Raw genomic sequence first — 14,675 nt, 5'->3', positions numbered from 1 at the left:
AATTATAGGGAAGAAGCGACAGTATCAGGCTCGGTTTGAGGCAACGACTCTTGCTCTTCATCCGACGGCTTTTTCACTTGATTGATATCGTACTTACGACCGCTGTAGATGAAGATAGCAACAAACAGTGCTACACCGACCAGGCGAATCACGATTGACACATCAGGCCAAACTAAAGCCACACCTAAGGCAATCAATACCGCGCGCAACACAAGATTGATTTCGCTCTCGAGGTAACCTTCAATCGCTGCAATAAATGCATAAGTACCAATAATAGCAAAGCCGCCAGTCACTAAAACCGAGGTCACATCCCAACTTACCAAGTTGGTGTAAGCGATAAGCAGTGGCACCAAGTACAAGCCTTTAGCGATCTTCCATGCCATTAAGCCCGTTCTCATTGGTGGCGTTTTAGCAATTGTCGCTGCCGCAAAAGCGGTCAAACAAACCGGTGGCGTCACGTTGCTGTCTTGCGATAACCAGAAAATGATTAAGTGTGCAGACAATAGAGCAAGGCTAATCGCTTCCAAGCCTAAGCTTTGCTCAAGCAGCGTTTCCACAAAATCAGCAGGGACTAACGCAATCATCTCTTTGGCGGTTTCGAGTGCCATTGGCGCATTCAGTAAATCTAATTTTTCTGGCGCCGCCAACATGAAGATAGCTTTCGCCTGTTCAGGTAACTGGCCCGAAACCAACAAGTCTAGCAACTGACTTTCAGCAATCAGTTTGTATAAGGCAGGAGCCGACAGAGTACCCAACACGATGTAAGCCGCGGTTACCGGTAAGCCCATGCCCAGAATCAAAGATGCCAGCGCGATTAAGGCTATCATCACCAACAAGTCGCCGTTCGCCCAGCTGTTGATCATCAATGAGAAGGTATTACCAATTCCGGTCGTGCTGATCACGTTGATAACTAATCCAATGCCTACCAACAACACCGCCGTGGTCGCCATATTTTTTGCGCCTTGAGAAAGCGCTTCAATGATCGCCTTTGGACCCATTTTGTGATTTTTAGAGAACCATGAAGCCACTACGACAGACAGAATCGAGATACCCGCTGCGTAAGTCGGCGTGAAGCCCTTCACCAACAGAGTCACCAACACCGCTAATGGGATCAGGTTGTGCCAGCCCGACAGCAATACCTTCAATAGAGGTGCACAGCCAGAAGTAACTTTTTGCACGCCACTGCGTTTTGCTTCAATACGTACGAAAAATGCCACAGACAAAAAGTAGATAAGCGCAGGTAAGAAGGAAACCGCAATGATGTCGACATAAGGGATCTGGGTGTAAGACGCCATGATAAACGCACCCGCACCCATCACTGGTGGCATCAACTGCCCGCCCGTCGATGCCGCCGCTTCAACACCGGCCGCGAAACGCGAAGGGAAGCCTGCCTTTTGCATTAACGGAATACTGATCACACCCGTCGATACGGTATTTGCTACGCTCGAACCAGACACCGATCCCATCAAGCCTGAGCCAATTACCGCGATAAAGCCCGGGCCACCAATCACTTTGCCAGCTGCTGCGCGAGACACATCAATGATGTAATCACCGACACCCGAACGCACTAAGAATGCGCCAAATAGGATGAACATAAACACGAAGGTCCAGCTGATTCTAGAGATAGAACCGAACATCCCTTCTGATGAATAAAAGCTTCGATAAAGCAGTGTTTCAAGGCTCAAACCCGGAAAGTGAAAGATGCCACTAGTCCATTGCCCCCACAGCACTACATAGCTCAAACACACCAAGATAAGCACCGGAATAAACCAACCCATGGTACGACGAATCAGTTCAATAACGATGGCAATCGCCAAGATAGAGAAGAACCAATCACTGGCGATGAACTTAACCCCTCGCTCATACAAAGCATCTTCTGCAAAGGGAATGTAGATAAGACAAGCCAAAGCCGCCAAGGCAATTCCGATATCGACCGCCAGAGCAATTTTGCTCTTTTTCAGTGAGATATGGGCGGGATACCAAAGCGCACAAATGATCGCAAAACCGGCGAAGTGGGTCGCCGAGATCCAAAGCTCTGGCAAGGTCGATAAGGTATTAAACCAAATATGTAATAGGGAGAGAATCACTCCCATGGTTGTTATCGCTTTGCCCACCCACGGAAAATCCGTTCGGGTCGGCAGTTCAAATTTTTTCAGTTCCTGCTGCAGCGAATCGCTCATAGAAAACTCCTGCTCTCCGCAGCAAACACGAAGAGAAAATCCATAAAGTGAAGAGGGGCACGAACACATTCTTAAGCGAACGTGCACCAAGCAATTAAGTCACGAAGGGGTAGTTGATGGCAAACAGCTAGTTAACGATCAACTCAGAAGGGATATCGATGCCCACTTCTTGGTAGTAACGTGCAGCGCCCGGGTGAAGTGGAACAGGCAGACCTGCGATCCCTTTCTCGAGTGCCATTGCTTTGGTTGCTTTGTGGATACCTTGTAGGAAAGGTAGGTTTTCATAGATAGCTTTGGTCAGCTGATACACGTCTTCTTCAGAAATGTCTTCACGAACCGCTAGGAAGTTGGGTTGAGCGATAGTGGTGATCGGCTTATCAACACCTGGGTAAGTGTTTGCAGGGATCTCATATTTAGTCCAGATATTGTAATCGCCGTTCGCTTGTTTGATTTGCGCATCGGTAAACGACAGGATTTGAATGTCTTCACCCAAGGCTGCAAACGCTTGAGTTACCGCACCAACAGGCACGCCAGCAGGTGTGTTCATGCCATCAATCGTGCCATTTTGTAGTGCGCTGGCACTGCCGCCGTAACCCATAAAGGCGAGTTTAAATTGTTCTGGGTTAACCGACAGGCCCTGCATGATCTGGCGTCCTGAATTCTCTGTACCTGAGTTCTTCTTACCAATAGAGAATTTTTTGCCGTTTAGATTTTCTAAATCACTCATGGTGCCCGTTTCAGTAAGGTCAGAACGCACAATAAAGTGCTCAACGTTTTGCCATAGCATAGAGACTGAACGCAGTTGTTTTTGACTGCCTGACTTCTCATATGGACCAAGCCCTTGCCACGCCCACGCGCCATACAAACCCTGAAGAATGGCAAACTGTGCTTCGTTCTCATTGAGAAGTTTCACGTTCTCGCCCGATCCTGCTGAGCTGATAGCCGCCAAAGAAAAGTGCTGCTTTGGCGCAAGCTTAACTTTACTCAATGTCGCTAAAGCCACACCCACTGGATAGTAAGTACCACCCGTTGAGGCCGTCGCTAAAATGTAGCTACGCTCTTCTTGAGCGGAGGCGTTACTGATAAGGCCAATAGAGGCCATTGCGATTGCTAAAGTTTTAACTAGCTTGTTGTATTTCATTATTACTCTCCATGTAGAGTTATTCACGTTATATTTTTGTTAACAACAATTGCTAGATAGCAAGCACAATGCCAGTTTTTAAGTTGCTGTTTTTATTGATATTTATTTAAAAACCTACCTGAAGCAAGCCATTTCTTGCTTATTTGACTACGAATCAATGAGCTATTTTTTGCTTATCCCAAGCAGCGAATAACATCGGTTTAAAGGTAGCCAAGTCACACTGTGTTACATTTGCGTGATCAATGTTTATAAAATGATAAATATCTGATGAGCCATTTTTTGCTCATTGATTCCAGACAACACTTCTAATCTCATCATCAATTACGAATCGACATAATCGCTTCGGTTCAACGCATAACGCACCATCTTTTGGTTCAATGTTCGACGAGGTAAATCCAAGTCTTGCATCACATCATTGATGCGCCCCTGATAACGCACTAGCGCATCATGAATCACTTTTCGCTCAAAGCTCTGCACTTGAACCGCCAACGGGATGCCTGCCGTTGTGGACTCTGTGACAGAATTGGGGCGACACGCCAAAATATCGCCGACGGTCAGGCTTTCATCCAACGCAAAACGAATCGCCACGTTACGCAGTTCGCGCACATTACCCGGCCATGCATACGACAACAAGGCATAACGATCAGCCTCACTGGCAACTCGAGTTTCGCTGTTCGCTTCTTGAGTAAAGTGTTCAAAAAGGATCAAAGCATCGTCTTCTCGTTCGCTAAGGGGAGGTAAATGCAGTTGGGCAACGTTCAAACGATAGAAAAGGTCTTGGCGAAAATCGGGGTGATTAAGTAGATCGCTTTTCGAGGCAGAGACCACTCGTAGATCAACATGTTGTTGCTGATTACCACCTACGCGTTCGACAACATTATCTTGCAAGGTACGCAGCACTTTGACCTGCATCGACAGCGGCATACTCTCGATTTCATCAAGAAACACCGTGCCTTTGTCGGCAAATTCAAGCTTACCAATCCGTCGCTTGGCGGCACCAGTAAACGCACCAGCTTCGTGTCCAAACAGCTCACTTTCAAACAGGTTTTCTGGGATCGCGCCACAGTTCAGCGGTACAAAAGGGTGACTTTTTCGCTCGCTAAACTCATGCAGACAAGAGGCAACCAGTTCTTTACCACAGCCGGTTTCACCATAGATGATCACATTGGTATCAATTGAAGCGACTTTTTGTATCTGTTCTCGCAATTCACACATCACTTTACTGCGCCCAATCAGGACCTGTTCAATGCCTTTCAGGTTATCCAGATAGTTCTGACGACTGTTCCTGTCTTGGCCACTTTGATGTTTGTCGACCGCTTCAGATACTGTTTGAGACAGACGCTCGGGGTCGAATGGCTTCTCAATAAAGTCATACGCGCCTTGCTGTAACGCTTTCACGGCCATATCGACATCACCGTGCCCAGTGATCAAGATGACAGGCACCTCAGGTACTAACTGCTTAAATCGCGCAAGCAACTCAACGCCGTCTATATCAGGTAAACGAACGTCGGTGATGATGGTTTGGAAATCACCCTGCTCTACCGCGTTTAACGCACCTTGCCCAACCTCAAATGCGGTGACATCGAAGCCCGCTAATTGCAACCATTGGCTAGTTGCTTGACGCACAATTGCATCATCTTCAATCAAAGCTATACGCTGCATGGTTTGGTTCCGCCACTTACCTCTGAATAATGTCGCCCACGGTATGTAAAAAATCCGCAGACGAAAAGGAGCTAGCTCCCACTTTGAATAACACTCCTTTAACAGTTTTATAATGTTTGTTAGCTTCAACTTGTCTCACTCTCCATTCGCTTAAAAAGCAAACAGAAAACCTTCTCAAGTCACTAGTTTTAAAAGGATTTAATCACCAATGATGAATAACAATCGATATTGGTTATTCCTATGTGCCTGTTTATTAATTGGTTTGGTTCAGGTAACCACCAAAAGTGGTATAAGCCAATGGAAGCTCGAACAAGCCCAACGCTATGCAGAACAGCGCTTCCTCGGATACATTGCTGAAGCAAGGCGAACCCTTAAACGTTTCTATTATTTGCCCTATCTGGTAACCAACGATGAGACCAGTGTCCGTTTCATTGATGGTGAACAACGACTCGAAAAACGCATCAAGAAACAGCTGATTCAATTGGATAAAGCCGCCAATACCAAGGGTTGGTATCTACTTTCTGGCGAAGGTGATTTGTTGGTATCGAGTGTCGAAAGAAGCAAACTGAGTAAAAAGAACGCCAGCACGATTGTGTCTAAAATCTACCAGCAAGGTGGTGCTATCTCTGTAGTGACAAAAAATAAAGGGGTGACACCCGATTACTTCATTGCCGCGCCTGTTTATCGAGCGTCAGATATAGTAGGTATTGTCGCGGTACAAATCGACTTGTCGTTACTGACCGATCAATGGTTCGCCGATGGTGAAGCCATCTTATTTCAAAACCCTCGCGAGCAGTTTTTTCTGTCGAGTGATAAACGACTGAGCGCAGACTGGTTCAACGACACGTTCAACTCACAACCAAGCACAACAAAACGCGAGCTGTATGACCAAACTCATATTCGCGTGTGGCGACTGCAAGATAAAGACTACCTTATCCAATCCATTAAGTTAGATGACCTTAATTGGCGTTTAACCTACCTGACGCCATTAACCAGCCTCAACCAGACAACTAACTGGATCAGCTGGAGTGTGGCGGTTGGCTGTCTTTTCATTCTGCTGTTGCTGGTTATTCTTTATCAAAGACGTCAGAAAAAGCTCAGTAATCTGCGAATCCAAAAACTCATCGAAGAGTCAGAAAAACGACTGTCTGGAATGATCAATAAAACCCACGTTGGGCTGGTGCTGATCGATAAACATGGTCATATCCACGATATTAACCTGATGGCGAAGAACTACTTTTGCCTTTCTGATTCGATGATCAGCAACATTAAGGCATGGCAGTTATTTGAGGCAGGTAACCCGAATTCAACCACCTTGCAGTTGCTCAAGAACTTAGATCAACACCAAGAGCTGGCCGAGATCACCAGCGTCGAAACCATGGCAAGACGCAGCGATGGCAGCTACTTCCCGGTGTTGTTCTCTATTAGCGCCTTTCCTTGGCATGCCACGACCTATTACTTGTGTACCGTGATTGATATCAGTAAACGTAAGAAAGCGGAAATCGCGGTTCAGGAAGCCAATAAAACGCTGCAACTGCGAGTAGAAGAGCGAACACAAGACCTCAAAGATGCGCAGCAAGAATTGGTGGAATCAAGCAAGCTTGCCGCACTAGGTCGCATGTCGAGTGCGATTACTCACGAACTTAATCAGCCTCTTACTGGCCTAAAAACCCTGCTTTCAAGTAACCAGTTACTGATGGAAAGAGGCGAGACTAAGATGTTGAAAGCGAACATGGACTTGGTAATGAGCCTCATCGACAGAATGGCTAACATGACCAGCCAGTTAAAGTCGTTCGCCTTCCAAAGACTAGAAAAACCTTACCCAGTTTCGCTAACAGACGCGCTTCAAGAAACCCTGCGTATTCACCAAGCAGCATTAGAAAACGTCGATATCCGCGTGCGTGTCGCCTCTAGTATTTCGATAGTAATAGGAGAAGAAGCGCGACTAAGACAGGTACTTGGTAATCTCTTAAAAAATTCCATCGATGCCACGCAAAATCAGAAACCAGCAACCATTGTGATCAGTGCTCATACCGAACAAGAGCGTGTGATCATCAAGGTGCAAGATAACGGTTGTGGCGTATCCGAAGACCAACTAGAAACCATTTTCGAACCCTTCCACACCAACAAAAAAATGGGCGAAGGCTTGGGGCTAGGATTAGCCATCACAGCAAACAACGTGCGTGATATGCAAGGCACCTTAATAGCGAAGAACAATTCAGACCAAGGTATGACATTTACGTTAACACTGAAAAATGTCGATAGTGAGTAATCACTCATATAACTTAGACACCACATTTCATTTGAGTGCTACAACTAAAAAACCGCCCACATGAGGGCGGTTTTAATTCGCGTATTGGCGTATGCCTTATTAGCTAATCCGTTAACGACTTACTCCGCTAACTGCTTCAACAGTAGCTCTGTCGGGCGAACAATCGCGATGATCGATTCATCATAAATTTTCGCTGATTCAGACAATATCGCTTGGTAGGCATTCACGTCTGCTGCTCGAACTTTTTCACCCGCTTGTGCTTTCGCAATCAAGGTTAACGCCAAGTCTGCAACTTCCGCCGTTTTCTCTGCAACAACCACAGTCTCGACCGAAGACACATTACCTGCGAAGACAGTCTCTGCGGCGAGAGCTGCCGATTTTGCTTGCTGATAATGCTCAGCAAGTTGCTCCAATGCCTGTTGATTGCCTGTCGCTACTTCATTGACCAAATCTTGCATCTCATACACCGCGTAGCTTTCCACTGGCAGCGCATCAACAAATCGGTTTAGGCGCTCGTATTGGCTGTACAAAGTGCCTTTAGGTTCAGTAGAGTTCCACTTCTCCCAGTTACGTGCGTAGTACTGTGCTGGTTCGGTGTATCTCGCTAACACGCGCAGATCGTGAATATCTTGACCTTTAGCAATGCGTTTTAACAGCATATCGGCGTCCGCATGATGACGTAAGCCAACCGACACTTCAGACCATGTATCCATAGCCTTCATACGTTTGTACATGCTGCGCTCATCCGTTAGTTCCGCATCAGACCAGAAACGCTCTGCAATCGCATAACTACGCGGCCATAGGTAGTTTTCTACTGTGAGGCTATCTTTGTTCTCTAGCCACATAGTGATCTCGCCACCTAAGATAAGCTCTTTTTCTTTATCTGTTAATTCCGCAGGGTAGCCGCCATTAGGCTCAGGAATCACGCTGCCTTCTACATCGCTGCTCGCAATCACTTCACCTGTGGTTGGCCAACGCACGTTACCAATCAACTGATAACTGCCTTCAGCAAAGCCATTCGGATTCAGGTTCAAGTTAAATTCCGTGTAAGACATGAAGTTATCAAAGTGGCCGACAAAAGTTTTACCCGGCACATAATCAAGAATGTAGATCTCTTCGCGAGACTTGCCGTTGTAATCACTGAACGCTCGGAAAGTACCGTCTTTCGCTTCAATGATAGTTAGTGTTCCCTTACGTGGGCTGCCCTTAGAGCGAGGCTTTTGCCATTGGTAAGTCACAAACTTCTCGCCGCTGTGTAGCTTATCGTCGACAGTAATGCCGCTTGGCATTGGGTCATTGCGGTAGTGGTAACTGGTTGGCTGAGGCTGATCTAAGTAGTAGCCGGTAGAAAGAATCCCTGGGTAGCCCTCTTTGGCCGCACGGCCAATGCTGTCATGGCCTTGCCAGCTTTGAATCACGATCGAAGTTGGCAAATCTTTGTGCCAAATTTCATCCCAACCAGTCATCTTCTTACCGCGTTCTTCAAGCATCTTCTCAACTTTTACATTGAGGTAAGACTGTAGACCGCGTTCACCATCGATATTGTTCTCTTCGATAAACTGTTGGTGCTTTTCGCTGTTTTTCCATTGCGCATAGTTCGGCTCATCGCCGCCGATATGGAAATACTCATCAGGGAACAACTCGGTCACTTCGTCAAACACATCACCTAGCATGTCATATAGCTCTGGATTCAACGGATCCATCAGTGGTTCAAACACGCCCCAGCCACGCTCTTGATCATAGCTTTGACCTTCTGCGCCAGACATCAGGCGCGGGTAAGCATGAGCCACGGCAGAAGAGTGACCCGGTAGAGAGACCTCAGGGATAACACGGATACCAAGATTACGGGCGTATTCAACTAGGTAGCGAACTTGGTCTTTGGTGTAGTAATTACCATCAGCGGTTTCAGACCACAGACGCGGCCATGATTCGGTTTGAATGCGAATGCCTTGGTCGTCCCAGAAGTGCCAATGGAACACATTCATCTTCGCGGAAGCCATCGCATCTAACTGACGAATTAGCACATCGAATTCAATAAAGTGACGTGAAGTATCGTAAGAAACACCACGCCAGCGGAAGCGAGGCTCATCGACAATTGTTACGGCAGGAATATGGTAGCCAGTCGCCGTAGTTTCAACGAGCTGTAAAAGGGTTTCGATGCCGTGAATTGCACCATAAGGGCTTGGTGCGCTCAGCGTGATTTGCTCACCCTGAGTGGTAATTTTGTAGGACTCAACAGAATCGATGTTCTGTACTTCAGACTTTGGCGCCGCATCGATATCAATGATCAGGTTCGCTTCGTCTGCACTATCCACCTGCCAATTTAAAATCGGCACACCCGTCTGACGCTCAAGGCGATCAATAAAGCGTTTCGCCGTGTATTCAACGCGATCAGAATTAAAGCCTTTGATGTAAACTTTAAAATTACCATCTACTTTCACTTGGCCTGATTTTAATTCCACAGTTTGTGGATAAGGCATTAAATTCAAGTCTGTATTTGGAGCCATTGCTAAAGCCATTGGAGAAACTACTGAACCGGATATCAATAGTGACAATATAGTTTTTTTCATTATTAATTTTCCTATATAACTTTCATTGTATTTTATTTATCAGAGCCTATTCACAAAAATAACTAGGCTATGTTGTTTTAGAATGAGAAATTAACACCAACTCGGAAACGCCAATCCGTTTTATCATTTTCAGATTGCACCGTATCCGCATCAACCACTTCAGCGTATGGCCTCACTGTTGGTTTCCATTTGTAAACTGCTTTGACGGTATGCTCGCGGGCATTTAGATCGCCGGTTGCAAGCTCTGTCGTATGATGCGTAATCTGATCGAAATACGTAAAGGCATACGAAATCATGTATTTGTCTGTATTGTATCCCGTCCAAATATCATAACGGTTTCGCTTTGCTGTCTCTTCATTGCCATAGTCATTCACTAAAGCTTCGGTCGAAAAGTCATAACGATAACGACCATGTACAAAGAGCCCATTGTCAAAGTTGTAATTAAGCTTTAGATAAGGCATCAAGAAGGTATTTGAGCCTTGAAAATTCATCACTAGGCCAGGGTTCAGCATAAAATTGTCATTGATGGCATAGGTGTAATAATGGGTAAACTCGGTATTAATCACCTTCGTTTCGTCATACGCTCCCGCTGCATGTCGAACATTCGTCAGTGTTTCTAAACCATACCCATTATCAAAATGGTGACCAACAATAAAACGACTTCGATACTGATCTGTCGTACTTCGATACTCTGCCCTTAAATCGACATAACCCCCGGCAGTTGAGGTCATTGGTAATAATGCTAGTAGTGTTAAAGGAAGTAATTTTTTCATAGTTCACCGATATTATGATTATAAAAACCCATCGCACATTGATATATGCAGAAAGATGTAAATTCGGAGACTACCTTTTTATTTCTTATTAATTATTTTGATTGTATGAAGTGTATTTATAGCTACTGCTCATATTCAGTAGCTATTATTTATTTTTATAAATGCTTAATTTGACTATTTCACCAATTCAACGGCTTCACGAACCAACACTGCGATCTCATCCCATTGCTCGTTCTCAATCATCTTCGGAGAAACCATCCAAGTGCCACCACAACACACCACGCGATCCACCGCTAAGTAATCATTCACGTTATGCTTGCCGATACCACCTGTAGGCATTAGTGACACGTCAACATATGGCGCTAACAAAGATTTCACCATGTTGATGCCACCAGAGGCTTCCGCTGGGAAGAACTTCAAGAAGTTAAGGCCCAGTTCCAGCGCTTGCTCAACTTGGCTTGGGTTGTTTACGCCAGGAACGATTGGCATACCGATCTCTTGGCAACGCTTAACCGTGTTTGGGTTTAGGCCCGGCGCTACGATAAACTCACTGCCCGCTTCTTTTGCAAGGTCGATCTGTTCTGATGTTAATACCGTTCCGGCACCAATACACATCTCTGGGTAGGCGTCACGCATCGCACGAATAGCATCTGCTGCTGCTTCAGTGCGGAATGTCACTTCAGCGACTGGCAGGCCGTTTTCTACCAACACTTTGGCTAGTGGAACCGCGTGCTCAACCTTGTTGATTTGGATAACAGGGATAACTTTGAATTGCTTAAGTGTGTTGATCATTTCTTGAGACATAATAGTTCCGCTTTTTATTTTATTTTTTAATCAGTTGGCTCATAGCGCTCATAGGGATGATTGCGCCTGAGTATTGAATAACGATTGAAGCCAGTTTGTGGCCGAGTTCAGCCGCTTCAGTAGCGCTCTCGCCCGTTAGGCGTGCCGCTAAATAGCCCGCTGCAAATGAATCGCCAGCTGCGCAAGTATCGACAACGTTCGCTACAGCTGTAGCTGATACGTAGTACTCTACTACCTTGCCGCTTTCTAGCTGAACGATTTTGCATGGCTCACAGCCACGCTTGATAACGATCTCTTGGCAACCCAAACGAAGGCAGCGTTGCTGAACGCTCTCTAAGTTGCCCCATACAAGCAAGTCGTCGTCTTCGGTTATCAGCGCGATATCCACCAGCGGCAGTAACTTGGCATACCAATGTTGTGCTTGTTCGGTGCTCCAAAGCTGTGGGCGATAGTTATTATCAAAAATAACCTTGCCACCTTGGTTTGAGAAAACGCTAATAGCTTTAAGCAAGCGCTCACGAGAAGCGTTATCCAGAATCGCGATACTAATACCGCTGATATAAACCGCATCAACTTGCTTCTCTGTCAGTGCGATTTCAAGCTTATTCAAATCATTAGCGTGAAAGTAAGATTTTACTGCCGCATCGTTACGCCAGTAATGAAAATGTCGCTCACCCGTTTCGTCGGTTTCTACCATGTATAAGCCCGGCAGCTTGTTTGGGATGCGTTCAACGAAATTGGTTTGAATACCCTCTAACTGCCAGTTATCAATCATGTTCTGAGACAACTCATCGCTACCCAGACCCGTCGCGTAATGAACCGATAGATTTTGATGTTGAGTTAAACGAGAAAGGTAAAGCGCGGTATTAAGCGTGTCACCGCCAAACTTTTTGGTTAATGGAGAGCCGCTTATTTCGACCATACATTCGCCGAAGAAAGCAATATTGAACAGAGAAGATGCCGACATAGCCGCTCCTAAAAATAGAGGTAATTAACTTTAGAAAAGGCCCAACCGCTAAGCAGGGCCTGAATTAAGCAAACCAGTTGTGGAGACTAGGTTTAGCTTGTTTGATTTGCAGGACGTTGTGGTGCCGCTTCTTCTTCAAGTACACCTGATTCAGACATTTCCATCTCCATAAGAGCACGCTCATCATCAAGAATCGCTTTTGCCATTTCTGGTGTTACTTGGTTAGCCGGAGTACATAGGCTCACTGCGACACCTGCTGCTAGAGCAAACAGACATGAAGGAATCACAGGGTTGCCCCAGAATGCTGTGTAGTCAGCGTTTAGCATTACTACGAATGAAGCCACAGAAGCACCCGCTAGCGTCGCAAGAGCACCTTGCCAGTTGTAGCGTTTCCAGAATTTACCCAACATACCGCACACGAACATGCCCGACATTACCGTTGAAATCATCTTAGTAATGTAGCCAATGATGTCGTTTGACGTAAGGGCGAACAGCAATGCAAAACCAATGACCACAACCAGAGCTAAGCGAGAGTAGTTCAGCATCGACTCTTTATTTGGTACACGGCCCGTGAACATCACGTAAACATCACGCAGTAGGATAGACACGCCCGCAATCGCATCAGAGCTTGCACTCGACATCGTTGCAGAAAGACCGGCGATAAGAACAATCATGCCAACGCCAACCGGAAGCACCGTTGCAGCTACGTAAGGGAATGAGTAGTTCGGGTTATCCAATGATGGGTCGATTGCGTGCGCAGCCATACCAATGATTGCAGGGATGATTGAGAAGAATAGGTACAACACACCCGAGGCTACAAATGAGCGACGAATGGTTTTAACGTCTTTGCCTGAATAGATACGTTGGCGGAATGAAGGCGTTGCAAGTACACCCACACCGATAACCACAGCCAGAGAAACAGCAGGCAGAAGACCCAGTTTATCGATTGCTAAAAAGCTCGTAGCAGCAGGGTCCATCGCAGCATAAAGGTTATCCATGCCACCGATGTGATCCACAGACATTACCGCCATCAAGATGAAGCCAGCAAAAAGGATGATAGCTTGGATAGTATCGGTCCACACAACCGCTGTGTAACCACCGATCACTACGTAGATAGTGAATGCCGCAGCAATAATGATTTTCGCAAGGTTAAGGTCGATGTCAGCAATCCACGCTAGGTACATGCCACCGCCTAGAATGTGCGCACCCAACCAACCGATTGACGCGATAAAGATAAGCAGACCAACCACGTTTTTCACGATGCGGTTAGCGCCTACATAGTAAGCCAGCTCTTCACTCATGGTCATGAAGTTCAACTTACGAACCGGAGCAAACCAAAGAGCTAGCAATAGGATGCCTATAGCACCACCAATGCCGTACAGAGCGCCTGCCCAACCATTCGCATAGCCGAAACCAACCGCACCCATACTTGAACCCGTACCGACCATTGTCGCGACGGTTGTACCAAGTACTAAGAATAATGGTAGGCCACGGCCGCCTAATAAGAAATCTTCGCCAGATTTTTGATTACGCGAGACAAACCAGCCTAACCAAATTAAAAAACATACGTACACGCCGAAGCCTGTAAGAAAAAGTGTGCTGTTCATTTGACACCTCTCAGTGAAATATTAAGATCATTCCTGAACTTTTATTTATGATTCATTCATTTTATATTTCATATAATTACTTTATTTGTTTTGTATATTTTAATTAAAGTAATTTTTATAAATGTAGGGTGAGAGTATTAAAAGATAATAACAGGGATGACTACCCTCTAATACTCTCTAAGTAGGTTATTGTGATTAGGTTATAACTAAACGCGATCAGCGCGGTAGCAAGTCACATCTACTTCAACTTTCACGTCTACTACTAAGTCACAGACCATGCAGATACGTGCCGGTGGGTTAGCACCGAAGAACTCTTTGAATACCTTATTAAAAGATTGGAAGTAACGAGAATCCGTTAGCACAACCTTTACGTGTACTACGTCTTCTAGGCCGTAGCCCGCTTCAGTCATGATATCGACACAGTTTTGGATCGCTAAGCGAGACTGGTCAACAATACCGCCCTCAACCACTTCACCATCTGTCATCGGTGTCTGGCCAGAAACGTACAGGAAACCACCCGCTTCAGTTGCGCGTGCAAATGGTAAATGTTGTCCGCCTGTACCTGTACCGCCTTCAACACCGTAACGTTTAATAGTCATTTTTTAGCTCCACTTCTTTATAGATAATATTGGTTCTGTTCCAACATATTTAAATTAATTCGTCATTTTTATATTTACCGCAAATTTAATTTGATAATTA

At 45.7% G+C, this 14,675-nt stretch carries 10 protein-coding genes; 1 reads left to right on the top strand and 9 read right to left on the bottom strand.

Annotated features, from left to right (window positions below):
- Positions 1–2: 2 nt before the first annotated feature.
- The 3 genes from L4C44_RS09130 to L4C44_RS09120 all read right to left on the bottom strand — a co-directional run bounded on the left by L4C44_RS09130 (position 3) and on the right by L4C44_RS09120 (position 4,983).
- Positions 3–2,180 (bottom strand): TRAP transporter permease, encoded by a 2,178-nt coding sequence (locus tag L4C44_RS09130; RefSeq protein WP_428804921.1) that lies wholly within the window; start codon positions 2,178–2,180, stop codon positions 3–5.
- Positions 2,181–2,307: 127 nt separating this feature from the next.
- Positions 2,308–3,321 carry a TAXI family TRAP transporter solute-binding subunit gene (locus tag L4C44_RS09125; protein ID WP_372385549.1) on the bottom strand — a complete coding sequence of 338 codons (1,014 nt, stop codon included), beginning with the start codon at positions 3,319–3,321 and terminating at the stop codon, positions 2,308–2,310.
- Positions 3,322–3,642: 321 nt separating this feature from the next.
- Positions 3,643–4,983: a sigma-54-dependent transcriptional regulator gene (locus L4C44_RS09120; protein ID WP_428804920.1), complete on the bottom strand. Its 1,341-nt coding sequence runs from the start codon at positions 4,981–4,983 to the stop codon at positions 3,643–3,645.
- A 208-nt stretch (positions 4,984–5,191) separates the two neighbouring features.
- Here L4C44_RS09120 and L4C44_RS09115 point away from each other — a divergent pair, with 208 nt between their 5' ends.
- Positions 5,192–7,255 (top strand): ATP-binding protein, encoded by a 2,064-nt coding sequence (locus tag L4C44_RS09115; protein ID WP_428804919.1) that lies wholly within the window; start codon positions 5,192–5,194, stop codon positions 7,253–7,255.
- 119 nt (positions 7,256–7,374) lie between these two features.
- Here the strand turns inward: L4C44_RS09115 and L4C44_RS09110 are convergent, their stop codons facing one another.
- The 6 genes from L4C44_RS09110 to L4C44_RS09085 form a co-directional block, all read right to left on the bottom strand.
- A complete protein-coding gene (locus tag L4C44_RS09110; protein WP_428804918.1) occupies positions 7,375–9,825 on the bottom strand; it encodes a family 20 glycosylhydrolase in 2,451 nt (816 codons plus the stop codon).
- A 77-nt stretch (positions 9,826–9,902) separates the two neighbouring features.
- Positions 9,903–10,598 carry an oligogalacturonate-specific porin KdgM family protein gene (locus L4C44_RS09105; protein WP_428804917.1) on the bottom strand — a complete coding sequence of 232 codons (696 nt, stop codon included), beginning with the start codon at positions 10,596–10,598 and terminating at the stop codon, positions 9,903–9,905.
- Positions 10,599–10,772: 174 nt separating this feature from the next.
- Positions 10,773–11,402, bottom strand: coding sequence for a bifunctional 4-hydroxy-2-oxoglutarate aldolase/2-dehydro-3-deoxy-phosphogluconate aldolase (locus L4C44_RS09100; protein ID WP_146491170.1), 630 nt, complete (start codon positions 11,400–11,402; stop codon positions 10,773–10,775).
- 19 nt (positions 11,403–11,421) lie between these two features.
- Entirely contained in the window at positions 11,422–12,369 is a 948-nt protein-coding gene (locus L4C44_RS09095; RefSeq protein ID WP_372385544.1) for a sugar kinase, read from the bottom strand.
- A 92-nt stretch (positions 12,370–12,461) separates the two neighbouring features.
- Positions 12,462–13,976 (bottom strand): sodium:solute symporter family protein, encoded by a 1,515-nt coding sequence (locus L4C44_RS09090; protein WP_146491172.1) that lies wholly within the window; start codon positions 13,974–13,976, stop codon positions 12,462–12,464.
- A 206-nt stretch (positions 13,977–14,182) separates the two neighbouring features.
- Positions 14,183–14,575 (bottom strand): RidA family protein, encoded by a 393-nt coding sequence (locus tag L4C44_RS09085; RefSeq protein WP_061016111.1) that lies wholly within the window; start codon positions 14,573–14,575, stop codon positions 14,183–14,185.
- Between the last annotated feature and the right edge of the window lie 100 nt (positions 14,576–14,675).

Origin of the sequence: Vibrio satsumensis (genome assembly GCF_050337435.1) — a bacterium.
Taxonomy (GTDB): Bacteria; Pseudomonadota; Gammaproteobacteria; order Enterobacterales; family Vibrionaceae; genus Vibrio; species Vibrio satsumensis.
The sequence above is the reverse complement of the archived record's forward strand: the minus strand, read 5'-3'. Positions and strand labels throughout refer to the sequence as shown.